The sequence below is a fragment of the Streptomyces sp. NPDC101160 genome (assembly GCF_044768205.1).
Lineage (GTDB): Bacteria > Actinomycetota > Actinomycetes > Streptomycetales > Streptomycetaceae > Streptomyces.
Window position 1 is genome coordinate 1 of sequence record NZ_JBIWPJ010000002.1, and the last position, 23315, is coordinate 23315.

General features: G+C 74.2%; 22 protein-coding genes. 15 read left to right on the top strand and 7 right to left on the bottom strand.

Annotation, left to right across the window (positions count from 1 at the left end; translation table 11 throughout):
• The coding region (locus ACIRSU_RS05565) for an acyl-CoA dehydrogenase family protein (protein ID WP_403789413.1) at positions 1-698 on the bottom strand (698 nt) is incomplete at its 3' end.
• A gap of 98 nt (positions 699-796) precedes the next feature.
• Between ACIRSU_RS05565 and ACIRSU_RS05570 the strand changes: the two genes are divergently transcribed.
• Positions 797-1585 carry a hypothetical protein gene (locus ACIRSU_RS05570; RefSeq protein WP_403789414.1) on the top strand — a complete coding sequence of 263 codons (789 nt, stop codon included), beginning with the start codon at positions 797-799 and terminating at the stop codon, positions 1583-1585.
• Positions 1586-1642: 57 nt separating this feature from the next.
• Here the strand turns inward: ACIRSU_RS05570 and ACIRSU_RS05575 are convergent, their stop codons facing one another.
• Positions 1643-2134, bottom strand: a complete 492-nt coding sequence (locus tag ACIRSU_RS05575) for a hypothetical protein (protein ID WP_403789415.1) — start codon at positions 2132-2134, stop codon at positions 1643-1645.
• An 845-nt stretch (positions 2135-2979) separates the two neighbouring features.
• On the opposite strand from ACIRSU_RS05575, the gene ACIRSU_RS05580 reads away from it, so the two are divergent.
• From ACIRSU_RS05580 to ACIRSU_RS05610, 7 genes are all read left to right on the top strand, one after another.
• A complete protein-coding gene (locus ACIRSU_RS05580; RefSeq protein WP_403789416.1) occupies positions 2980-4539 on the top strand; it encodes a vanadium-dependent haloperoxidase in 1560 nt (519 codons plus the stop codon).
• An 11-nt stretch (positions 4540-4550) separates the two neighbouring features.
• A complete protein-coding gene (locus tag ACIRSU_RS05585; RefSeq protein ID WP_403789417.1) occupies positions 4551-5129 on the top strand; it encodes an HPP family protein in 579 nt (192 codons plus the stop codon).
• 5 nt (positions 5130-5134) lie between these two features.
• On the top strand, positions 5135-6064 hold the full coding sequence (locus ACIRSU_RS05590; RefSeq protein ID WP_403789418.1) for a sulfurtransferase: 930 nt from the start codon (positions 5135-5137) through the stop codon (positions 6062-6064).
• Entirely contained in the window at positions 6057-6482 is a 426-nt protein-coding gene (locus ACIRSU_RS05595; RefSeq protein WP_403789419.1) for a cupin domain-containing protein, read from the top strand. Before ACIRSU_RS05590 ends, ACIRSU_RS05595 begins: the two co-directional genes overlap by 8 nt.
• A 295-nt stretch (positions 6483-6777) precedes the next feature.
• Complete coding sequence (locus ACIRSU_RS05600; protein WP_403789420.1) at positions 6778-7251, top strand: cobalamin B12-binding domain-containing protein; 474 nt, start codon at positions 6778-6780, stop codon at positions 7249-7251.
• Entirely contained in the window at positions 7248-10493 is a 3246-nt protein-coding gene (locus ACIRSU_RS05605; RefSeq protein WP_403789421.1) for an FAD/NAD(P)-binding protein, read from the top strand. Before ACIRSU_RS05600 ends, ACIRSU_RS05605 begins: the two co-directional genes overlap by 4 nt.
• Positions 10490-12265 (top strand): acyl-CoA synthetase, encoded by a 1776-nt coding sequence (locus tag ACIRSU_RS05610; protein ID WP_403789422.1) that lies wholly within the window; start codon positions 10490-10492, stop codon positions 12263-12265. The genes ACIRSU_RS05605 and ACIRSU_RS05610 overlap by 4 nt, the downstream gene beginning before the upstream one ends.
• Before the next feature lie 100 nt (positions 12266-12365).
• Here the strand turns inward: ACIRSU_RS05610 and ACIRSU_RS05615 are convergent, their stop codons facing one another.
• Complete coding sequence (locus ACIRSU_RS05615; protein ID WP_403789423.1) at positions 12366-12947, bottom strand: TetR/AcrR family transcriptional regulator; 582 nt, start codon at positions 12945-12947, stop codon at positions 12366-12368.
• Positions 12948-13077: 130 nt separating this feature from the next.
• On the opposite strand from ACIRSU_RS05615, the gene ACIRSU_RS05620 reads away from it, so the two are divergent.
• Positions 13078-13626: a carboxymuconolactone decarboxylase family protein gene (locus ACIRSU_RS05620; RefSeq protein WP_403789424.1), complete on the top strand. Its 549-nt coding sequence runs from the start codon at positions 13078-13080 to the stop codon at positions 13624-13626.
• A gap of 148 nt (positions 13627-13774) precedes the next feature.
• Positions 13775-14863, top strand: coding sequence for a LysR family transcriptional regulator (locus tag ACIRSU_RS05625; RefSeq protein ID WP_403789425.1), 1089 nt, complete (start codon positions 13775-13777; stop codon positions 14861-14863).
• Positions 14864-14971: 108 nt separating this feature from the next.
• Here the strand turns inward: ACIRSU_RS05625 and ACIRSU_RS05630 are convergent, their stop codons facing one another.
• Positions 14972-15361, bottom strand: a complete 390-nt coding sequence (locus tag ACIRSU_RS05630; RefSeq protein ID WP_403789426.1) for a hypothetical protein — start codon at positions 15359-15361, stop codon at positions 14972-14974.
• Positions 15362-15503: 142 nt separating this feature from the next.
• Between ACIRSU_RS05630 and ACIRSU_RS05635 the strand changes: the two genes are divergently transcribed.
• On the top strand, positions 15504-15944 hold the full coding sequence (locus tag ACIRSU_RS05635) for a BlaI/MecI/CopY family transcriptional regulator (protein ID WP_403789427.1): 441 nt from the start codon (positions 15504-15506) through the stop codon (positions 15942-15944).
• Between the two features lie 5 nt (positions 15945-15949).
• Positions 15950-17035, top strand: coding sequence for a M48 family metalloprotease (locus tag ACIRSU_RS05640; RefSeq protein WP_403789428.1), 1086 nt, complete (start codon positions 15950-15952; stop codon positions 17033-17035).
• Between the two features lie 9 nt (positions 17036-17044).
• On the opposite strand, the gene ACIRSU_RS05645 is transcribed toward ACIRSU_RS05640, so the two are convergent.
• Complete coding sequence (locus ACIRSU_RS05645) at positions 17045-17500, bottom strand: tellurite resistance TerB family protein (RefSeq protein WP_403789429.1); 456 nt, start codon at positions 17498-17500, stop codon at positions 17045-17047.
• A 105-nt stretch (positions 17501-17605) separates the two neighbouring features.
• Here ACIRSU_RS05645 and ACIRSU_RS05650 point away from each other — a divergent pair, with 105 nt between their 5' ends.
• Positions 17606-17944: an ArsR/SmtB family transcription factor gene (locus ACIRSU_RS05650; RefSeq protein ID WP_403789430.1), complete on the top strand. Its 339-nt coding sequence runs from the start codon at positions 17606-17608 to the stop codon at positions 17942-17944.
• A gap of 165 nt (positions 17945-18109) precedes the next feature.
• The gene (locus ACIRSU_RS05655) at positions 18110-19570 is read left to right on the top strand and encodes an MFS transporter (RefSeq protein WP_403789431.1); all 1461 of its coding nucleotides are present in this window, start codon (positions 18110-18112) and stop codon (positions 19568-19570) included.
• Here ACIRSU_RS05655 and ACIRSU_RS05660 read toward each other — a convergent pair.
• Positions 19506-20951: a glyceraldehyde-3-phosphate dehydrogenase gene (locus ACIRSU_RS05660; RefSeq protein WP_403790176.1), complete on the bottom strand. Its 1446-nt coding sequence runs from the start codon at positions 20949-20951 to the stop codon at positions 19506-19508. The genes ACIRSU_RS05655 and ACIRSU_RS05660 overlap by 65 nt on opposite strands.
• 187 nt (positions 20952-21138) lie before the next feature.
• Here ACIRSU_RS05660 and ACIRSU_RS05665 point away from each other — a divergent pair, with 187 nt between their 5' ends.
• Positions 21139-21819 (top strand): esterase/lipase family protein, encoded by a 681-nt coding sequence (locus ACIRSU_RS05665; RefSeq protein WP_403789432.1) that lies wholly within the window; start codon positions 21139-21141, stop codon positions 21817-21819.
• Between the two features lie 147 nt (positions 21820-21966).
• Here ACIRSU_RS05665 and lysA read toward each other — a convergent pair whose 3' ends face one another.
• Positions 21967-23310: a diaminopimelate decarboxylase gene (lysA, locus tag ACIRSU_RS05670; protein ID WP_403789433.1), complete on the bottom strand. Its 1344-nt coding sequence runs from the start codon at positions 23308-23310 to the stop codon at positions 21967-21969.
• Positions 23311-23315 lie beyond the last annotated feature (5 nt).

A 23315-nucleotide genomic window follows, 5' to 3' on the forward strand; every position in this document is an offset into this window, starting at 1 on the left:
CCCTCGGCGCCGATCATGCGGTCGGCGGGGATGCGGACGTTGTCGAGGTAGACCTCGCGGGTGGGGGAGCCCTTGATGCCGAGCTTCTTCTCCGGCGCGCCGAAGGACACGCCCTCGTCGGACTTCTCCACGACGAAGGCGGAGATGCCCTTGGAGCGCTTGTCGGGGTCGGTGACGGCCATGACGGTGTAGTACTCCGACACGCCGGCGTTGGTGATCCACCGCTTCACGCCGTTGAGGATCCAGTGGTCGCCGTCGCGCACGGCGCGGGTCTTCATGCCGGCCGCGTCGGAGCCCGCGTCGGGCTCGGACAGGCAGTAGGAGAACATCGCGTCGCCCTTGGCGAGCGGGGCCAGGTACTTGTGCTTGAGCTCCTCCGAGCCCGACAGGATCACCGGCAGCGAGCCGAGCTTGTTCACGGCCGGGATCAGGGAGGAGGAGACGCAGGCGCGGGCGACCTCCTCGATCACCAGCACGGTCGCCAGCGCGTCGGCACCCGCACCGCCGTAGGTCTCGGGGACGTGCACGGCGTGCAGGTCGGCCGCGACCAGCGCGTCCAGGGCCTCCTGGGGGAACCGGGCCTCCTCGTCCACCGCGGCGGCGAACGGCGTGATCTTCGCCTCCGCCAGCGAACGGACCGTCTCCCGGAGCATCTCGTGCTCCTCCGACAGGCGATACAGGTCGAAGTCCTTGGCCATGGTTCTGGGCTCCCCTAGCAATGCTTGTGGCAGTTTGGCACTGAGTACCCTCAGCAAAACACACTCAGTGCCATGATGCTAGTGGCTAGGGTGCTGACATGGGCCACAGGGGGAACGCCGAGGAGCCCGGCCGGCTCCAGATCCATGACATCGAGGAGACCGGACCGGACGGGACGCGCTGCGTCGCGCGCTGCGTGGCGGGAGTGGTGCGCCCGGGGGACCGCTTCGACGGCGGGGATCTCACCGTCGAACGCCTCGACCGACCGCTGCGGCCCCACCTGGAGTTCGTCGACCCGCCGCACGCCGTACGCGTCTGGCTCACCGGGCCGGGGGTGAGGAGCCTCCGTCCCCGTCTCGTGATCGCCACCGCGGGGCCGCGCCGCTACGGGTACGTCGGCCCGCGCGAGCTCTGGCACGCCGCCGCGGACGGCCCGGCTGGGCTGGCCATCGCGACCGCCGCCGACCTGCGGGCCTGGACCGCCGAGCAGACCGCGGCCGATCTGGCCGAGCCCTTCACCTACGTCGTCGACCGGGACGGCCTGCTGCGGCTCGCGCCCCGGCGCTCCGAGCACGTCGCCTGCGCCGGACGCGGCGAGGTCCTGGCGGCGGGGGAGATCAGCTGGGCGCGGGACGCGGCCGGGGACTGGAGCGCCGTCGAGGTCAGCAACCTGTCGACCGGGTACGCCCCCGACCCCGAGTGCTGGCCCTCGGTGGCCGCGGCGCTCGACGCGGCCGGGCTCGCGCACCCAGGGCGCCTCACGCACGCGGTGGTCTTCCGGCGCTGCGCCGAGCCCGCCTGCGCGGCGCTCAATCTCGTACGCGACGAGGAGTACGCGTGCGCGGTGTGCGCGGCGCCGCTGCCCCGGGACTGGAACGCCGCGGCCTGACATCCGTCAGGTCGCGGCGCGCGGACGTGCGGGGGAGTGCGGCGGAGGGTGGGCGGGTCAGGGCGTGGGGCGGGGCTGGGTCGTGACCACGACCGCGGCGGCGAGCAGGACCAGGTTCTTCGCCACGAACTCGCCGATCATCGTCAGGAGCAGCGGGTTGGCGTGGTCGAAGGCGGCGTGCGGGGTGAGGACGAGGACCGAGAAGGTGCCGAGGAGGTGGCCGGCCAGGAGCGGGAACAGGGCCGCGCGGGCGCGGGCCGATATCAGCCAGACGCCGAAGAGGACCTCGATCCAGCCGAGCGCCGGGACGAACCAGCCGCCCGTGTCGAACGGGATCACGTCGACGACCAGCTGCGCGGCCGGGCTCCGGCCGATCACCTTCAGGACGCCGAACCAGACGAAGACCCCGCCCAGGCCCCAGCGCAGCCCGAGCAGGCCGTAGCGGTGCAGGCGCGGGGCCAGCCGGTCGAAGAGGCCGGCGCCGGCGGCGGGCCGCAGGGCGGGCGGGACGGGCGTACGGGACGGGCGCGGGGGTGAGGAAACGGTCATGGCGGCCACTCCAAACGGATCGGTGCGGATCGGACGAGGGGTGCGGCCCGGACGCGCGCCCGGGCGGAGCGGTCCGGCGGCCGGCGGCCCGCGGCGTCCGCCCGAAACGGGGCGGCCGGGGTGGCCGGGGTGACCGGGTGACACGGTGGCGCTGCGGCGGTACGCCGGCGCGGCGCCGGGGTCGTACGTGTGACCTGCACGCCGGCGCGGCGCAGGGCCGGCGTTCGCACGCCTTGTGCGCCGGTGCGGCGCAGGGTCGTACGTACGGCGGGTGCGCCGGCGCCGGGCCTGCACGTACGGCCTGCACGCCGGTGTGGCGCCGGGGCCGTGCGTACAACCTGTACGCCGGGCCGGCGTCGCACGACCTTTGCGCCGCTACAGCGACAGGCCGTACGTACGGCCTGTACGCCGGTGTGGCGCCGGGTTTGCACGTACGACCCGTCGCCGGTGCCGTGTCGCCGGGCCGTACAACGCCCCGTACGCCGGTGCCGCGTCGGGCCCGTGCGGGCGGCCCGCACGGCACGTGACGCACGTACCCGCGTCCGGGGGTCGGTCACGGCACGGCCCCCGGCGCGTGCCGCCGCTCCGGGGGCCGGGACCGGGTGCCGTCCCCTCACGGCACGGCGTACCCACTCGCCGGGAGACCGGCAGCGCCTGGTTGCGCATCACGCTAGCCACTCGCCCGTGGCCACGGCGATGCCCATCGCTTCCTTGCATGCCTCCGATGAAGGAAGCCGATAGCCGTTGCCCCACGCGATCAAATCTCGCCAGCCTGGGGACAGTTCGAGCTTCTGTTTGATCCGCGATCCACTCCTGCCCCGCACCGCACGCGAAGGAAACCAGGGATGTCTCAGCGACCCGTGTCCCCCGCCCCGACCACCCCCGCGGCCGCCGCGCCGCTCACCCGGCGGCGGGTGCTCACCGCCTCCGCCGCCGCGGCCGGCGCCTTCGCGCTCGTCACCGCCGGCGGCGGCGCGGCCTGGGCGTCCACCCCGCTCACCCGGTTCGAGGCGGAGACCCGCACCGGCCGCCGCGCCCCCGGCGTCGTCGCCGAGCCGAGCGTCGTGGTCCGCTGGAACCAGGCCACCATGGACGCCATACTCGGCCGCTACCACACCGCCGGAAACCGCTTCGGCCCCGCGACCGTCAACGCCCGCGCGCTCGCCGTCGTCCACAACTGCATCTACGACGCCTGGGCCTGTTACGACCGCGTCGCCTCCGGCACCCGCTTCGGCGGCGCCCTGCGCCGCCCCCGCGGCGAGCGCACCCTCGACAACAAGAACGAGGCCGTCAGCTACGCCGCCCACCTCGCGCTGCTCGACCTCTACCCCGAGTACAAGGTCGCCATCGACTCGATGCTGAGCAGCCTCGGCTACGACCCCGAGCTCACCGGCCCGCGCCGCTACAGCCCCGCCTGGATCGGCCGGCGCACCGCGCAGGCCGTCCTCGACTACCGGCATGCCGACGGCGCCAACCAGCTCGGCACCCCCGCGTACTCCGACACCACCGGCTACCAGCCGAAGAACCCGCCGCAGACCGCCGGCGCCTTCGACCCGTCGATCGTCGTCGCGCCCGAGCACTGGAGCCCGCTGATCGTCGGCGGCAAGACCCAGAAGTACCTCACGCCGCAGTTCGCGGTGATGCAGCCGTTCGCGCTCAGCAGCCCCGACCAGTTCACGGTCGCCGCGCCGCCCGCGTACCCCTCCGTCCGGATGACCGCCGCCATCGAGGAAGCCCTCGACATCAGCGCCGGTCTGACGGACGAGCAGAAGTGCATCGCCGAGTTCTGGCTCAACGACGACGTCACCCCGCCCGGCGCCCAGCAGATGTGGGGCCGCTTCGTCTCGGCCCGCGACGGCTACGGCATCGACGAGGACGCCAAGCTGTTCTTCGGCCTCAACATGGCCGAGTGCGACGCCGCCATCGGCTCCTGGGCGGTCAAGGCGCAGTACGACTTCGCGCGCCCCTCCACCCTGGTCCCGTACGACCGGCGCGGCCGGCGGATCAGCGCCTGGGGCGGCCCCGGCAAGGGCACCGTCACCCTCGACGGCGTCGACTGGCAGGCGTACGTCGCCGTGCCGCCGTTCCCCGCGACCGTCTCGGGCCACAGCACCTTCTCCGGCGCCGCCGCCGAGTTCCTGCGCCGCTTCACCGGCACCGACGCCTTCGGCGACTCCTTCCGCTTCCGGGCCGGCACCTCGACCGTCGAGCCCGGCCTCACCCCGCACGACGACGTCGTGCTCACCTGGCCCACCTTCACCGAGGCCGCCCACCAGGCCGGCATCTCCCGGGTGTACGGCGGCATGCACTGGAGCTTCGACAACGAGCCCGGGATCGAGATGGGCCACCAGATCGGCCAGGTCGTGCACCGCAAGGCCATGTGTTACTTCAACGGCGCGCACTGAGGAGACAAGCCGTGAGCAACCAGACCACCCAGCCCCCGTCTCCGGCGCAGAACCCGCCGCAGGCCGGTGCGTCGCAAGCCGGTTCGCCGCAGGCCGCCGCGCGCAAGGGCGGCAGCGGCGCCCCGCCCTTCCCCGGCGCCAAGCCGGCGCTGCTCGGCACGCTCGCCACCATCGTGTCCCTGGTCGTCCTCGTGGCGCTCGGCCAGGCCACCGGCCAGCTGCTCTTCATCGCCCCGCTCGCCGCCACCGCGATGATCATCTGCAGCACCCCGGCACTGCCGCCCGCCCAGCCCCGCAACGTCGTCCTCGGCCAGCTCGGCTCCGCCGTCATCGGCCTCGTCGCCGCCGCCTTCGTCGGCCACAACCTGTGGGTCGCGGCCGTCGCCGCCGGCCTCTCCGTCGGACTGATGCTGCTGCTGCGCGCGATCCACGCCCCGGCCGCCGCCACCGCCGCCGTCGTGGTGCTCCAGCACCCGGCCGTCGTCCCCTTCCTCGTCCTCCTTGCGATCGGCAGCGTGCTCTGTGTCCTGGTCGGCCTGATCGCCTCCAAGGCCGGCGTGATCGCCACATACCCGACGTACTGGTGGTGAACCCGATGAACCGCGACTCCCTGCTCGTCAGCACCGACCGGATACAGGCCCACCTCGCGAACCCGGCGGACCGGCTGCCCGGCCTGGTCCTCGTCGAGATCACCGACGGCGGCAACGACGGCGGCGGCCGGGCCGGCCGGATCCCCGGAGCCGTACGCCTCGACTGGAGCGGCGACCTCCAGGACCCGGTACGCCGGGACCTCGTCGGCCCCGAGGCCTTCGCCGCCCTCCTCGGCCGGCACGGCATCTCGCCCGACGACACCCTCGTCTTCTACAGCGGCAACAACAACTGGTGGGCGGCGGCGGGCTATTGGCAGTTCCGCCTGTACGGGCACCGGGAACTGCGCCTCCTCGACGGCGGGCGCGCCCGCTGGGAGGCGATCGGCGGGGAGCTCACCACGGAGGCGCCCCGGCGGCCCGCGACCGAGTACCCCGTGCCGGCCGGCGCCGACGAGTCCGTCCGGGCCCGCCGCGACGACCTGCTCGACCACATCGGGCGGCGCACGCTGCTCGACGTACGGTCGATCGAGGAGTACCTCGGGCACACCAACACCCCGCCCGGCGTCCCCGACGACATCGGCGTCCGCTGCGGCCACGCGCTGTCCGCCGAGCACATCCCCTGGCACACCGCCGTCCACGCCGACGGCACCTTCCGCGACGACGACGAGCTCAGGGCCGCGTACGGCGGGCTGCGCACGGACGTCGCCACCGTCGTCTACTGCCGGGTCGGCTGGCGCTCCGCACACAGCTGGTTCGTGCTGCACGAGCTGCTCGGCATGAAGGACGTGCGCAACTACGACGGCGCGTGGCGGGAGTTCGGCTCCCTGATCGGCGCGCCCATCGTCAAGGGCCCGCAGCCGTGGGGCCCCGACCCCATCCCGTCCGTCGTTCCCCAGCGCGCCGCCGCCGCATCGGAGGTCACCGCCCGTGCCTGACGTCACCATCTACCGCGATGTCCTGCGCGACGGCTTCGAGCAGACCGAGCTGCCCTGGGTGCCGTGGACCGAACCCGGGCGCGAGGGCGTCGAGTTCGTCGTCCTGTGGGGCCCCGGCCACGCGGGCGAGGAGGACTCCGCGTCCCTCCTGCTCCGCTTCCCGCCGGGCGCGCACGGCGACTTCCACGAGCACCTGGGCCACGAGCTGATGCTCGTCCTCGACGGCACCCTCGACCACAGCGACGGGCGCCGCTTCCACCGCGGCGACCTCGTCATCGAGGAGCCCGGCACCCGCCACCAGATGTCCAGCGCCACCGGCTGCACCGTCCTCGCCGTCCGCGCCCGCCCGGCCGCCGCGCGCACGCCCGTCGCGGGCGAGATCACCACAGGCGTGGGCGCGGGCGCGCCCGCCGCCTGACGCCCGGGGCCCGGCCTCCTGCCGGGCCCCACCCCCCCGGCCCGTACCGCCTTCCGTGCGGGTGGACGAGTTCCAGGCGCGCGCCCCTCCACCGCGCCCCCTCTTCGGCGCCCCTTCTTTCCGCGTCTCGTGCGCGCACCGCCGCCGGCCGTCGCCCGGCCCCCTCACCGGCCGCGCCACCGTCCGCCCCGCCGGCCCGCGACCGACCGTCGCACCCTTCCCGCGCCACCGCCCCCGGGCGGCTCCCCCCTTGTCGCATCCGTATACGCATCCGCACCGTCACTGGAGACACGCCATGCAACGCATGCACAGTCCCGAGCCCTCCCGCCGGGTCCTGCTCACCACCGGTTCGTCCGACGCGCACACGTGGAATCTGGTGCACCTCCAGCTGTTCCTGGAGGAGCACGGGCACTCGGTGCTCAACCTGGGGCCGTGCGTGCCCGAGCGGCTGCTCGTCGACACCGCGCGGATGACCAGCCCCGACCTCGTCGTGCTGTCGTCCGTCAACGGACACGGGCACCAGGACGGACTGCGGGCCGCCCGCGCGCTGCGCGCGGACGAGGACACGCGGGGGATCCCGATGGTGATCGGCGGACTCCTCGGCATCTCGCCGGACGGGGCCGAGGAGCGGCGCGCGGAACTGCTGGCCGCCGGGTACGACGAGGTGTACGCGGATGGCACGGCGCCCACCGCGCTGCTCACGCACCTCGGGCGGCTCGGCGAACGGGCCGGGGCGAGAGGCGCGTGTACCGGGCGGGCCGCGGCATGACCCTTTCCGGACTGCCTCCGCTCCCGCACTCGTCCCCGCAACCGCTCTCCCAGGCTCCGCCCGGCGACCTCGGCGCGTTCGTCCAGGAGTCCGCCGCGGCCGGTGAGCTCGTCGTGCAGCCCCGGATGGGCATGGTGTCCCCGGAGGGCATGGCCGCCGGTGTCGCGGCCGTCGCCGCGCTCCCGGAGCGGACCGTCGCGACGCTCACCATCGACAGCTACACCCGCGTCGGCGACCACGCCGCCGCCACCGCCGCCCTGCGCACGGGCCGGCCGCTCAACGGCTTCCCGATCGTCAGCCACGGCCCGAAGACCGCCGCCCGGGTGGCCGCGGCCGCCGGGCGCCGCACGCCGGTGCAGGTCCGGCACGGCTCGGCCGACCCGATGGCCATCTTCCGGACGATGGCGGCCGCCGGGCTCACCGCCAGCGAGGGCGGCCCCGTCTCGTACTGCCTGCCCTACGGCCGCACCCCGCTCGCCGAAGCCGTCGCCGCCTGGCGGGACTCCGTGCAGTTCCTCACCGAGGAGAGCCGGGCCAACGGCCGCCGGGCGCACCTGGAGTCCTTCGGCGGCTGTCTGCTCGGCCAGCTGTGCCCGCCGTCGATGCTGGTCGCGGTCTCCGTCCTGGAGTGCCTCTTCTTCGCGGCGAACGGCGCGACCAGCGTGTCGCTGTCGTACGCCCAGCAGACCCACGCCGCCCAGGACGCGGGCGCCCTCGCCGCGCTGCGGCTGCTCGCCGACGAGCTGCTCCCGGCCGGCGTCGACCGGCACATCGTGCTCTACACGTACATGGGCGTCTATCCGCGCACCGTCCCCGGCGCCCGGCTGCTGCTGCGCCGCAGCGCCGAACTCGCCGTGCACGGCGGGGCGCAGCGGCTGATCGTGAAGACCGAGACGGAGGCGCACCGCATCCCGACGGTCGCGGAGAACCTGACGGCGCTGAGCGTGGCCGCCGACGCGGCCCGCGCGGCGCGCGCCCGGCTGCGGGCCGCGGGCCCGCAGGCCGGGGACACCGAGGAGATCCTCGGCGAGGCCCGGGCCCTGGTCGGCGCGGTCCTGGCGCTCTCGGACGACCTGGGGGCGGCGATCCGCAAGGCCTTCGACCGGGGGCTGCTCGACGTGCCGTTCTGTCTGCACCCGGACAACCGGGGCGACGCCCGTTCCGCGGTCGCCCCGGACGGGCGGCTCCAGTGGACCGATCTGGGGGCGCTGCCGCTGCTCACCACCAGCCGGAGGACCACCCCGATGACCTCGCGCCAGCTGTCCGGGATGCTCGGCCGGGTCGCCCGCGAGCACGACCTGGCCGCGGAGAGCGCCCCGCCGCCCGAGCCCGCGCCGCTCAGGACACCGAAGTGCCTGGCCGACCCGGTCGCCGAGCCGCTGCGGATCGCGTTCGTCGGCATGGGCCCGCGCGGCCTGTCCGTCCTGGAGCGGCTCGCCGCCCGGTGCGCCGAACGGCCGCCCGCGCGCCGGATGGAGGTGTACGCGATCGATCCGTACGAGGCGGGGGCCGGACGGATCTGGCGCACCGACCAGTCGCCGTGGTTCCTGATGAACACCGCGGCGCAGGAGGTCACCATGTTCTCCGGCCCGGCGGACGAGGGACCGCACCGGCCGGGCGCGGGGCCCTCGCTCGGCGAGTGGTGGGCGGAGCACGACCCCGCGCACGCCGAGCCGCAGGGGTACGCGCCGCGGGTGGTGTACGGGCAGTACCTGTCGTACGTGATGGAGCGCGTCGAGGAGACCCTGCCGCCGTGCCTCACGGTGCACCGGGTCCCGGCGAAGGTGATCTGCGCCGAGCGGAGCGCGGCCGACGAGTCGTACCGGCTGCGGCTCGACCGCGGCGACGTGCTCACCGTGGACCGGATCGTGCTCGCCACCGGGCATCCGGTCAACGAGCCGGACCGGCAGCAGCGGGAGTGGCTGCGCTTCGCCCGTACGCACACGACCGCGGCCCGGCCGTTGCGGTACGTGACGGGCGGCTCGGCCAACGCGATGCCGCTCGCGGACATCCCGGCCGGCGCCCGGGTGGGCGTCATCGGGATGGGCCTGACCTTCTACGACGTCGTCGCGGAGCTGACTCTGGGGCGCGGCGGCGCGTTCACCGAGGGCGGGGACGGGCTGCTCTACCTGCCGAGCGGGAAGGAGCCGCGGATCCTCGCGGGCTCGCGCGCCGGTGTGCCGCTGCTGACCCGCGGGATCAACCAGAAGGGGCCCGAACACCGTTACTGGCCCGTCCTGTTCACGCCCGCGCGGATGGCCCGGCTGCGCGCCGAACACGCTCCGCTCGACTTCGAGCGGACGGTGCTGCCCTGGCTGCTCGCCGAGGTGAACGTGGTGCTCCTGGCGACCCGGATCCGGCAGGTCCACGGGCCGGACGCGGCCGCCGAGTTCACCGGCCGGGCGGAGGAGGCGCTGGCGCTCGCGCCCGACCTCGACCTGCTGCGGGGGCTGGCCGCGGGCTACCGGGTGGATCCGCGGCCGCTGACCGAACTGACCTCGCTGGCCCGGCCGTTCGAGGGTCGCAGGTTCGGCTCGCCGGCCGAGTTCCAGAAGGTGCTCACCGAGTGGCTGCGCGCAGATCTGGGCGACGCCCGGCTCGGGAACGCGGACGGGCCGGTGAAGGCGGCGGCGGACGTGCTGCGGGACGTCCGGCAGACCATCCGCGACCTGGTGGACTTCGGCGGGCTCACCCCCGCGTCGCACCGCTGGTTCGTCGGCGCGTTCAGTCCGGTGGCCGCGATGGTGTCGACCGGTCCGCCGCTCGCCCGCTCCGAGCAGTTCCTGGCTCTGCTCGCCGCCGGGGTGCTCGAACCGGTGGGCCCCGGCGCCCGGTTCGGCACCGACCCGGTCGAGGGCCGGTTCACGGTGGAGTCGGCGCAGGTGGAGAACTCCTGGACGGCGCTCGACGTGCTGCTCGACGCCCGGCAGCCGACGACCGACGTGACCGCGGACCGCGATCCGCTGATCCGGGGCATGGTCGCCGACGGGATGATCCGGCCGTTCACGAACACGGCCGACGGGACGGGCGAGTTCATGACCGGCGGGATCGACTGCACGGACTCCCCGTTCCATGTGGTCGGCGCGGACGGCGCGCCGGACACCTCCGTCCATGTGATCGGCATCCCCAGCGAGCACACCCGCTGGTTCACCCAGGTCGGCAGCGGCCGGCCCGGCACCTGGGGCTCCTTCACCCGGGACGCCGACGCCATCGCCGGGGCGCTGGCCGGAGCGGCGGGATGACGGGCCACGAGACGAGCGCGGGAGGCGCGATGATCGCGGGAGGTGCGGTGCCGGCGGCAGGTGCGGTGCCGGAGCGGCGGCCGGCCGGGTACGCGGAGCACCGGCGGACCGCCGCCCACGAGGAGTACCGGGCCGCGCGGGATCTGCTGCTCCGGCTGCGCGGCGACCGGGAGGCGGCCACGGCCGCGTTCCGGTGGCCGCGGGCCGGGCACTTCAACTGGGCCCTGGAGTGGTTCGACGTGGTCGCCGAGGGCAATGAGCGCACTGCCCTGGAGATCCTCGGCCACCCGGCCACGGACGGCACGGTCCCGGTCGCCGACCGGGTCACCTTCGCCGAACTCGCGGCCCGGTCCGACGAGTTGGCGGCCGGTCTGGCGGCGGCGGGGGTGGCGCGGGGCGACCGGGTGCTGATCCTGCTCGGCACCCGGGTGGAGCTGTGGGAGACCCTGCTCGGCTGCATCAAGCTGGGCGCGGTCGTGGTCCCCGGCTACCAGGACCTCACCCGGGACGAGGCCGCCGACCGGATCGGCCGCGGCGCCATCCGGCACGTCGTCTGCGCACCCGAACTCATCGACATGCTGGACGAGTTGGCGGTTCCGGGGGTGCGGATGGCGCCCGGGGCCGGACAGCGGCCGGGCTGGCTCCCGTACCCCGACACCCGCGACGCGGCCCGGCGCCGCCCGTACCTCCCGGACGGCCCGAGCCGCGCCGCCGATCCCTCGTTCTGCTACTTCACCTCGGGCACCACCTCGCTGCCGAAGCTGGTCGAGCACTCCCACGCCGGATACGGGGTCGGGCACCTGTCCAGCCTGTACTGGAGCGGGCTGCGCCCGGGCGACCGGCACCTCAACCTGTCGGCGCCGGGCTGGGCCAAGCACTCCTGGTCCAGCTTCTTCGTCCCGTGGACGGCCGGCGCCACGGTCGTCGCCCCGCCCGACGGCGGCATCCCGGCGGCGCTGCTGCCCGGGGTGCTCGCCGTTCAGCGGATCAGCAGCCTGTGCGCGCCGCCGAGCGCGTGGCGGGCGATGCTGCCGTACGTGACCGGGGGCCGGGGCGCGCCGCGGCTGCGGGAGGCGACGGCGGCCGGCGAGCCGCTGACGGCCGAGGTGACGGACCGGATCGAGCAGGCGTGGGGCGTGCGGGTCCGGGACGGCTACGGCCAGACCGAGGCCACCGCCCTGATCGGCCGGGCCCCGGAAACCCCGGCCGCCGACTCCCCGCTCGGCCATCCGCTGCCCGGCTACCGGATCGTGCTGCGCGACCCGGAGACCGGGGAGCTCGGCGAATCCGGCGAGGTGTGCGTGGACCTGACGGAGCGTCCGCCCGGTCTGATGCGCGGCTACGCCGACCGGCCGGACCGCACGAAGGCGGCCTTCGCCGGCGGTCTCTACCGGACGGGGGACCGGGGCGAGCGGTGCGCCGACGGGTCGATCCGGCTGCTCGGCCGGATGGACGAGGTCTTCAAGTCGTACGGGCACCGCGTCTCCCCGATGGAGATCGAGGCGGTCCTGCGCACCCATCCGGCGGTCGCCGACGCGGCGGTGATCCCCTGCCCGGACGAGCGCGGCGGCCTCGCCCCGTACGCCGTGGTGGAGGCCGCCCGTGCCTATGAACCGAGCCTGCTCGCCCAGGAGTTGATCGACCTCGCGACCCGCCGGCTCGCCCCGGTCTTCGTGCCGCGCGGGGTCGACCTGGTGCCGAGCCTGCCCCGGACCCGCTCGGGCAAGGTGCGGCGCGGCGCGCTGCGCCCGGGCGGCGGGGCGGTCGCCTGAGGCGGCTCGGCGGACCATGGGAGCGGGCCCGGCCGACGGCATGTCGGCCGGGCCCGCTCGTACGTACGGCCTCTGCGGTACGGCGATGGTGCCGGACGCTTCAGGCAGCCGTCACCGGGTCGCGTTCGGCGCACTGGAGCAGCACCGTCGCCACCGCGCGGGCGCGCACGGCCGCCTCCGTGGTGCCCTCGCGCAGGGCCGTGACGATGGCGCCGTCGCCGAGCAGGGCGAGCTGGCGGGCGAGGGTCTCGTGGTCGCGGTAGCCGCCCTCGGTGAGGAGGCTGTCGAGGCGGGCGATGACCTTCTCCTTGTGCTCGGCCGCCACATGGTGGGCCGGGCTCTCCGGATCGGCCGTCTCAACCATGGTGTTGATGAAGGCGCAGCCGCGGAAGTCCGCGGCGGCGAAGCGCTCGGCGAGTCCGTCGAAGAGGGCGAGCGGCAGTTCCTCGGGTCTGCGCTCGCTCGCCTCGATCCGGCCGTCGAGCCAGGCCCGCCACATGCCGTCGCGGCGCCGCAGCACCTCGACGACCACGTCGTCCTTGCTGGGGAAGTGCCGGTAGAAGGAGGCGCGGCCCACTCCGGACTCGGACAGGATGCGCTCGATCCCGACGGCCCGGATGCCCTCTTCGTAGAAAAGACGTTCCGCGGCGCTGAGGAGCCGTTCCTTCGCGTTCGTGGCCATACCGAACGGTACCACTCGGTGCCGAAATGCTGAATGGAGTGACGCCTTCCCGTTGCGTGGGACGGAACCGATCGGTACCGTCTTGATGGTACCGATCAGTTCCATGTTGATCCGGCTCAAGGAGAGCGTCATGCCCCGCCTCACCCAGCTGACCGTCGAGACCGCCGACGAGGAGCAGCGCGAGCTGCTCGAAGGCACCCTCAAGCAGCTCGGCAAGCTGCCCAACCTGTACGCCGCCCTCGCCAACGGCCCGGCCGCCCTGCGCGGTTACCTCGCCATGCGCGACGCCCTGGTCGGCGGCAGCTTCAGCGCCCGGCAGCGCGAGCAGCTCGCGCTCTACATCGCGCAGCGCAACGACTGCACGTACTGCGTCTCCGCGCACACCCTGCGCGGCGGCAAGGTCGGCCTGAGCGAGCAGGAACTGCTCGCCACCCGCCGGGGTCAGGACGCCGGCGACCCGCACATGGACCAGGTCCTGCGCATCACCGGCGCCATCATGGAGAGCGGCGGCCGCGTCACCGACGCCGCCCTCGCCGACGCCCGCGCCGCCGGCGTCACGGACGCCGAACTGGCCGAGATCGTCGGCCACGTGGCGCTCAACGTGCTGTCGAACTTCTTCAATCACGTTGCGCAGCCGGATCTGGACTTTCCGTTGGTCCCGGCCCAGCTCGCCGAGTAGAGTCCTCCGCGGCCGAGCAGGGGTGCCGGAAGCGACGCAGCGTCCGGCACCCCTGTGGTGCTACGACCGACTGGGGCGATCGATTCGGGCGGTGTGACCTGCCGTCCAGTGCCATCTGCCGCCGGGGGGCGGCAAGGGGGTTGAACACGTGGACATCGACGCAAGAACCCTGAGAACCTTCCGTGAGGTGACCCTCACCGGGTCCTTCACACAGGCGGCCCGCCGCCTCGGGTACTCGCAGTCCAGCGTCACGGCGCAGATGCGCGCCCTGGAACGGCAGGTGGGGGAGCCCGTCTTCGAACGGCTTCCCAGCGGCGTACGGCTCACCCGCACCGGCATCGTCCTGTGCGACTACGCCCGCCAGATCCTCACGCTCGTCGGGGAGTTGGAGGTCACCCTGCGGCGGCCCGCCGCCAACCCGCCGCGGATGACCGTCGGCATCGTGCCCGCGCTCGCCTACGGCCAGCAGCTCGCCCGCCTCACCCACATCGGCCGCCGGCTGCTCTCCGGCGTCCAGCTCGCCCTGCGCGTCATGGGCACCGGCGAGATCCACGACGCCTTCCGGGCCGGCACCATCGACGGCGCCCTCGTGCTCACCGTCGCCGACGCCGACGACCCCTCCGGCGCGACCGGGATCGCGGCCGAGCAGCCGCGCGCCGAACGCCCCGACGACCTCACCGAAACCCGGCTCCAGGACGTCGAGTTCGTGCCCGTCACCGGTGGCTCGCGGCTCGGCGGCACCTCCGTCGGCCGTCAGGTCGTCATCGCCGACCCCGACTGTCCCTCGCAGCGCTGGCTGCCGGAATTCCTCAGGCTGCGCTCCGACGTGCCGCCCGAGATCCACGAACTCGGCTCCATGGCCGGGGTCCGCGCCGCCGCCCAGTCCGGGCTCGGCTGCGCGATGCTCCCGATGGCCCTGGCCTCCTCTCCGAACGAGGCCACCGGACTGCGCCCGCTGCCCGGCGTCCCCCGGATGCGCTGGAACGCCTGCATGATCTCGGCGCGCACCGACGACCGGCCGGCGCTCGACTGGGAGAACCTGGCCGAGACCCTGCGCCAGGCCACCGCCCTGGCCTGCCTCGTCCCACGGCTCGACACCGAGTGCACGGCCCCCGCGGCTCCCGCGGCCTCCGGAGCCCCTTCGGCCGCGGTGACTCCCGTGACCTCCGTGGCCCCCGTGACCCCTGTGGCCCCCGCGGCTCCCGTCGTGGCGGCGAACCCGCGCCTCGCGGGCTGACCGCCCCCCCTGAACCGGTGCCACGGCACATCCGTGACCTCCCCGGACCCACACCCCCGACCGGGCCCCGAGGCGGCGGACGCGCCGTGGCACCTTTCCGCTCACCGTTCAGTGCCGGATGATGCCGGTGCTCTCGCCGCGCAGCACCGGCTCCCCGTCCTGGTTGCTGATCTCGATGTCGAGCTCCAGGCCCGTCCCCGCGCGGACCTCGCTCAACGCCCGGACGGTCACCTCAGCCGTGATCGTGTCGCCCGACCAGACCGGCCGCAGGAACTCCCAGGCCATCCGGCGCGCGATGAAGTCGAGCCGTCCGCCGATCTTCGTGGCGAGCGAGGCGGTGAGGAGCCCGTGGGCCATCACCCGCCCCTGGTCGGGCAGATGGTGCCGGCCGTGGTCCCCGCTGAGCTCGGCGAAGGCGGCGACGTCCGCGTCCGTGATGGTCCGCCGCTCGCGCAGCACCTGACCGACCTTCAGGCCGACGGCGTGTGACTCTGACACTTCGCTCCTCCAGGTGGGCGTCGGACATGCGGCCGTCAGTCTCGCAGCGCCCCTGTGAGCACCGCAACCAAGCGCTTGCTCAGCCGAGGTCCGGCGCGCGGCCGGTGAGTACGATGGGGGCCGGACGGGAGAGGACGGCGGCGTGACGGATCGAAGCGGCTCGGACGGGACGGAGTCCGCCCCGCGCAGGCGCGGCCAGGGCGAACTGGAGGCTCAGGTCCTCGCCGTACTGAAGAACGCACCCGGCCCCGTGCCCGTCGTCTGGGTCCAGGAGGGCCTCGGCGGCGACCTCGCCTACACCACCGTCATCACCATCCTCACCCGGCTGCACGGCAAGGGCGCCGTCGCCCGCGAACGCGCCGGACGCTCCTTCGTCTGGACCGCCGTCGCCGACGAGGCCGGACTCGCCGCGCTGCGCATGCGCAAGGTCCTGGACGCCGAGGCCGACCGCAAGGCCGTCCTCGCCAGCTTCGTCACCGCCCTCCCGCCCCACGACGAGCGACTGCTGCGGGAACTCCTCGCCGACGATGCCGAAGCGGCGGCCGAAGCGAGAACGGACGGCCGGAGGGAGGGCGGAGACTAGCGGTCATGGGAGTCTTCGTCTTCCTTCCGCTGCTGCTCCCGCTCAGCGCCTGGCCCGTCGCCCGGCTCGCCGAGCACCGGCTGCACCCGCGCGCCGCCACCCGGCTGCTCACGGGCTTCGCCGTCGTGCTCGCGCTCTGCAGCACCCTCTGCCTCGCCCTGCTCATGGTCGTCGGCACCGCGCAGCTCCCCGGCAACCCGCTGCCCGACGGCTGGTCCGACCCGGAGGTACGGGCCGCGGTCCCGTACGACGGGATCGCCGGGCGTGCCGCCATCCCGGCCCTCGGCGCCGTCGTGCTCGCGTGTCTGCACGCCGTCGCCCGCCACCTGCTGGTGCGCCGCCGCGCCGAGCGGGCCCTCGCCGGGCTGCCGGGCGCGCGGTCGGTCGCGGTGCTGCCCGACCCCGCCCCGTACGCCTACGCCCTGCCCGGCCGACGCCGACACCGACTCGGCGGCAGCCATGGCCGGCGAGACCGGTGCGACCGGCGTGACCGGGTCGTGGACCGGCGAGGCCGGTGCGGCCGGGTCGTGGACCCGTGCGACCGGTGCGACCGGGTCGTGGACCGGGTCGTGGTCAGCACCGGGATGCTGGCCGCGCTCGGCCCCGCCGAACGGCGGGCGCTCTTCGCGCACGAGCGGGCCCATCTGACCGGCCGTCACCACCGCCATCTGCTCGCGGTGGAACTCGCCGCCCGTGCCAACCCGTTCCTGCGCCCGCTGCGCACCGCCGTCTCCTACACCGCCGAGCGCTGGGCCGACGAGGAAGCGGCCGGCGCCGTCGGCAGCCGTCGCACGGTCGCCCGCGCGATCGGCCGGGCGGCGCTGATCGCGGCGCCCGCACCGGCCGCCGCCACCCTGGCCCACGTCTCCGGCGGGAGCACGGGCGGGGGAGCGGGCCCGGTGCCGCGCCGGGTCGCCGCCCTGCTCGGCCCCGAGCCCGCCGAACCCGGCCTCGCCTGGCCGCCGCTGTCCACGGCGGTGGGCCTCGCGGTGTGGGGCGCGGCGGCGGGCGCGACCGTCTCGGCGCTCTCCTCGGCGAACTCGGCCGTCACGCTCCTCCTCGTCCTGCACGCGGCCACACCGCTCGTTTAGCCCCGGCTCCTACAGGTCGAACTCGTGCGGCGGCAGGTCGAGCGCGAAGCACGCCTCGCGCACCACGCCCTGCTCGGTCTTGTCGAAGTCGCCGTCGGCGCCGCCGATGACGATGCCGATCTGGACGACGGCGCGGGCCTCGGCCGGCTTCTTCTTCGCCTTGGCGATCTCCTGGAGCACGCTGACCTTGCCGAAGTCGAAGTCGGCGGCCAGCTTGTCCAGATTGGCGTCGAAGCGGCGCTGCAGATCCGCCGCGTCGAAGTTCTGCAACACCTCGTTGGTCGCGATGAGCTGGGCGACCCGGCGGCGCTCGGAGGCGTCGACGGTGCCGTCGGCCGCCGCGACGAGCGCGCACATCGCCATGCTCGCGTCGCGGAAGGCGCCGCTCTTCAGGTCGTTCTTGGTCGCGAGCAGCTGGGTCTGCATCGATGCCGCGGATTCCTTGATGCGGTCCCACAGGGCCATGTCGATGTACTCCTGACGTCGTCGATCAACTTCTACGTGCCTGTAGAACGTAGCAGGGTGACGGGGAGTTCCCCGGTCTTCCGCGCCGCTGCCTACGATGAGGAGGTGCCGGAACCCCAAACGCATGAGCGGACCCCCGGGGCCCGTGAACTCGCGGCCGCCGCCGCCGTCTTCGCGCTGCTCGCCGACCCCACCCGCCTCCAGCTCGTGTGGCTGCTCACCAAGGGCGAGGCCGACGTGACCGCCCTGACCGAGGCGTGCGGCGCCGCCCGCCCCGCCGTCAGCCAGCATCTGGCCAAACTGCGGATCGGCGGCCTCGTCCAGTCCTGCAAGGACGGCCGGCGGGTCGTGTACGCGATGCCCGACGGGCACCTCAAGCGGCTCGTCGTCGAGGCGATCAACCGCGCCGACCACGAGGTGAGCGGCGAGCCCTGGCACGACTGAGCCGACGGACTCCCGGACCTGGACCCGGACCCGGACCCGGGCCCGGGTCCAGGCGCAGGCTCAGGTCCAGGCTCAGGCACAGGCTCAGGCACAGGTCGCCCCCGGCGCCCAGGGCTCTCGCGTCAACATGTGCGCAACCATGCACGCATCCGCTACCGTGGAAGCGTGCTCTCCGTGCTGCGCACCCCCGCCTTCCGGCGCCTGTTCGCGGCCCAGGTCGTCGCCCTCGTCGGCACGGGCCTCGCCACCGTCGCCCTGTCGCTGCTCGCGTACGACCTCGCGGGCGCGGACGCCTCCGCCGTGCTCGGCACCGCGCTCGCGCTGAAGATGGTCGCGTACGTGGCCTTCGCCCCGCTCGCCGGAGTCCTCGCCGCCCGGCTGCCCCGGCGCACCCTGCTCGTCTCGCTCGACCTGCTGCGCGCGGGCATCGCCCTCTCGCTGCCGTTCGTCACCGAGGTCTGGCAGATCTACGGCCTCGTGCTGCTGCTCCAGGCCGCCTCCGCCACCTTCACGCCCGCCTTCCAGGCCACCGTCCCCGACGTGCTGCCCGGCGAACGCGCCTACACCGAGGCCCTCTCGCTCTCCCGGCTCGCCTACGACCTGGAGAGCCTCGCCTCACCGGCCCTCGCCGCCGCGCTGCTCGCCCTCGTCCCGTACCCCTGGCTGTTCAGCGGCACCTCCGCGGGCTTCCTCGCCTCCGCGCTGCTCGTCCTCACCCTGCGCCTGCCGAAGCCCGCCCGCGGACCCGGGGAACGGCGCGGCTCCCGGGTGCTGCTCGGCGCCCGGCTGATGTTCGCCACCCCACGGCTGCGCGCCCTGCTCGCCCTCGATCTCGCGGTGGCCGCGGCCGGCGCCCTGGTCCTGGTCGGCACGGTCACCCTGGTCCGGGTCACGCTCGGCCGCCCGGCGGGCGACGTGCCGCTCGCGCTCGGCGCGTACGGCGCGGGCTCGATGGGCGTCGCGCTCCTGCTCCCCCGGCTGCTCGACCGGCTCGACGAGCGGCGCGTGATGCTGACCGGGGCGTTCGCCCTGCCCGTCGTGCTCGGCGCCCTCGCCCTCGCGCTCACCCCGGGGCGCGGCGCCGCGGCCTGGGCCGGGCTGCTCGGCGCGTGGGTGCTCGCCGGGGCGGCGACCTCGGCGGTGCTCACCCCGAGCGGCCGGCTGCTGCGCCGCTCGGCCGACCCGGCGGACCTCCCGGCCGCCTTCGCCGCCCGTTTCTCGCTCTCGCACGCCTGCTGGCTGCTCACGTATCCGCTGGCCGGCCGGCTCGTCTCGCGCGGCGCCGGCCCGGTCCTCCCGGCGGCGGTCCTCGGCGGCCTCGCGCTGCTCGCCGCGCTCGCCGCCGCCCGGCTCTGGCCCCGTACGGACCCGGCGGCGCTGCCGCACGCCCACCCCGAACTGCCCGCCGGCCATCCGCACCTCGCCGGGGCGGGGGCACACGCGCCCGCGCACGCACACGTCTTCCACATCGACGCGCTCCACCACCGGTGGCCGGAAACGCCGGACGGCGGCGGGGCAGGGCCCCACCGCCGTCCGGTCGGTGTCCTCAGGTCCGGGCGGTTCAGACCGCCGGGGCCGGGAAGGTCGGGTACTCGACGCCCGAGACGTGCTGGACGACCCGGATGACCTGGCACGAGTAGCCGAACTCGTTGTCGTACCACAGGTACAGGATCGCGTTGTCGCCGTCGACCTTGGTCGCGCCGGCGTCCACGATCGACGCGTGGCGCGAGCCGACGAAGTCCATGGAGACCGCGTCGGGAGCCGTGGTGAAGTCGATCTGGCGCTTCAGCGGCGAGTGCAGCGAGACGTCGCGGAGGTACTCGAGGACCTCGTCGCGGGTGGTCTCGCGGCCCAGGCGCAGGCTCAGGATGGCGATCGAGACGTCCGGGACGGGGACGCGGATCGAGCTGCCGGTGATCGGCGCCTTCAGGTCGGGCAGCGCCTTGGCCACGGCGGAGGCGGCACCCGTCTCCGTGATGACCATGTTGAGCGGCGCCGAGCGGCCGCGACGGTCGGCCTTGTGGTAGTTGTCCAGCAGGTTCTGGTCGTTCGTGAACGAGTGGACGGTCTCCACGTGACCGCGCAGCACGCCGTACTCGTCGTCCATGGCCTTGAGCGGCGGGACGATCGCGTTGGTGGTGCAGGAGGCGCAGGACAGGACGCGCTCGTCCGGCTTGATCGTGTCGTGGTTGACACCGTGCACGATGTTCGGGACGTCGCCCTTGCCCGGGGCGGTCAGGACGACCTTGTCGATGCCCGGACGCAGGTGCTTCGACAGGCCCTCGCGGTCGCGCCACTTGCCGGTGTTGTCGATCAGGATGGCGTTGTCGATGCCGTACGCCGTGTAGTCGACCTCGGACGGGTCGTTGGCGTAGATCACGCGGATCGTGTTGCCGTTGGCGACGATCGAGCTGTTCGCCTCGTCGACCGTGATCGTGCCCTGGAACTGGCCGTGGATCGAGTCGCGGCGCAGCAGCGAGGCGCGCTTCACCAGGTCCTGGTCGCCGCCGCCGCGGACGACGATGGCGCGCAGGCGCAGGCCGTTGCCGGAGCCGGCCTTCTCGATGAGCAGGCGGGCGACGAGCCGGCCGATGCGGCCGAAGCCGTACAGGACGACGTCACGGCCCTCGCCGCGCTCGATCTTGTTGGCACCGGTGGCGCCCGCGACGGCCTGGGCGGTGAAGTCCGCCACCGAGAGGCCGCGGTCGTCCGTCTTGTAGTCGGCGGCCAGCATGCCGATGTCGATCTGGGAGGGGCCCAGGTCGAGGGTGGTGAGCGCCTGCAGGAACGGCATGGTCTCGGTGACCGACAGCTCCTCGCCGTCGATCTGGCGGGCGAATCGGTGGGTCTTGAGAATGCTCACCACCGACTTGTTCACCAGGGAGCGGCTGTGCAGGAGGACGGTGACGTCCTGCTCCCGGTGCAGCTTCCCGATGATCGGAATCATGGACTCCGCGATCTCCTCGCGGTTCTTCCAGTTTGTGAACGAGTCCTCGTTGACAGTCACAGAAAGCATCTCTCGATCGAGCTAGGCAGTGCTCAAATGCTAACCCGTCCCCTCTGATGGGCGGCAGGGGGGTCCCATGTGGTCCTGGACACGGGGGTGTGACGTGGGAGTTTCCGGCGGTAACATCCCGGGGTTGAGCGTCTGACACTCCGTCATCCGTCAAATCGGCCGCCTTGGAGGCCCGTCGATGCGCCGCTCAGCCACCGCTCTCCTCGCCCTGCTGATCGCGTGGACCGCCCTGCTCGCCGGGCCCGGCACCGCCCCGGCGCGGGCCGCCACCGGCCACCGGCCCGTGATCCTCGTCCACGGCTACAACGCCGACCCCGGCGTCTGGGGAAGCCTCGACGCGCGGCTCCGGGCCGCCGGATACGGCGACGACGAGATCTTCCGCTGGGGCTACGACACCCACCAGTCCGTCAACGAGGTCCTCGCCGGGCGCTTCGCCGCGTACGTGGACGACGTGCGCCGCCGCACCGGCGCCGACCGGGTCGACATCGTCGCCCACTCCTTCGGCAGCCTGCCCACCCGCTGGTACGTGAAGTACGGCGGCGGCACCACCACCGTCGCCCACTGGATCTCCCTCGCCGGACCCGACCACGGCACCACCGTCGCCTGGGCCTGCGCCCCGTGGGACCAGGCGTGCCGGGACATGACCCCCGGCAGCTGGGTGCAGAAGCGGCTCGCCGAGGGCGACGAGACGCCCGGCCCCGTCGCCTACACCACCTTCTGGTCGAACTGCGAGGTGATCAACCCCGACGACAGCGTCCCGCTGGCCGGCGCCGACAACCGCCCGGCCGGCTGCCTGAAGCACAACGACCTGCTCACGGACGACGGGGTCGGGCGGGGAGTCCTGGAGTCCCTGGCCTGACGGCCCGGGCCCCGGCCGCGCCGCCCTCCGACTGGGCGGCAAGGCCGAGGTTCTGACAGACGGACAGACGGACAGGCGGACGGACAGACGGAGAAACGGACAGACGGGCTGGACGGGCTGACGGGCTGTCGGACAGAGAGGCTGACGTCAGATGCCGACGTCGCGCGCCCGCATGTCCTCCAGCGTCTCCCTCCTGACCAGCAGCCGACTGCTGCCCGCCGACACCGCCACCACCGGCGGGCGGCCCACCAGGTTGTACGAGGAGGCCATCGACAGGTGGTACGCGCCGGCGGCCGGGAGGGCCAGCAGGTCGCCGGGGTGGATGTCGGCCGGGAGCGTGACGTCCTCGGCGAGGACGTCGCCGGCCTCGCAGTGGCGGCCGACGACGGTCGCGCGCAGGGCGGCCGCGGCCGAGTGGCGGCCGATCAGCCGGGGCGCGTACCGCACCCCGTACAGCGCCGGCCGGGGGTTGTCGCTCATGCCGCCGTCGACGGCGACGAAGACGCGCTCGGGGGTGGTCTTCACGGCCAGGACGCGGTAGACGGCGATTCCGGCGGGGCCGGTGATCGCCCGGCCGGGTTCGACGAGCAGGCGGGGGACGGGCAGGCCGGCGTGCGCGCAGCTCTCGACGAGCTCGGCGCGGATCCGGCGCGCGAGGACGGTGAGGTCGAGTGCGGGGTCGCCGGGCCGGTAGGGGATGCCGTGGCCGCCGCCGAGGTCGAGCTCGGGCAGCACGACGCCGTGCGCGTCGCGGGTGCGGGCCATCAGACCCACCAGCCGCCGCACCGCCACCAGATAGGGCTTGACGTCGGTGATCTGCGAACCGAGGTGGCAGTGCAGCCCGGTGAGCCGCAGCCGCGGCTGGTCGAGGATGCGGGCGACGGCGTGCTGGGCGTGTCCGTCGCGCAGCGAGAGCCCGAACTTCTGCTCGTCGGAGCCGGTGCGGATCTTGGCGTGACCGCCCGCGCTGATCCCCGGAGTGACCCGCAGCATCACCTTCTGCTCGCCGCGCGGGCCGACGGCGGCGGCGATCCGGGCGATCTCGGCCGGGCTGTCGATGACGATCCGGCCGACGCCGAGGCGCAGCGCGGCCCGCAGGTCCTCGGGGGACTTGGCGTTGCCGTGCAGCAGGATCCGCTCGGGCGGGAAGCCGGTGGTGACGGCGAGCTCCAGCTCACCGGCCGAGCACACGTCGAGGCCCAGGCCCTCCTCGTCGATCCAGTGCGCGAGGCCGCGGCACAGGAACGCCTTGGCGGCGTAGTGGACGTCGGCGTCCGGGAAGGCGTCGCGGTAGGCGCGGCAGCGGGCGCGGACCTCGTCCTCGTCGAGGACGTAGACCGGCGTGCCGTGGCTCTCGGCGATCTCGTCGAGCGCGACCCCGCCGACCAGGAGCCGCCCGCGCGGGCGCAGGGCGGTCGAGGCGGGCCAGACGGACGGCCCGTCGCCGCCGGGACGGGGCGCGGCGAGCGACGGCAGTGCGGTGACGGTCATTCCGG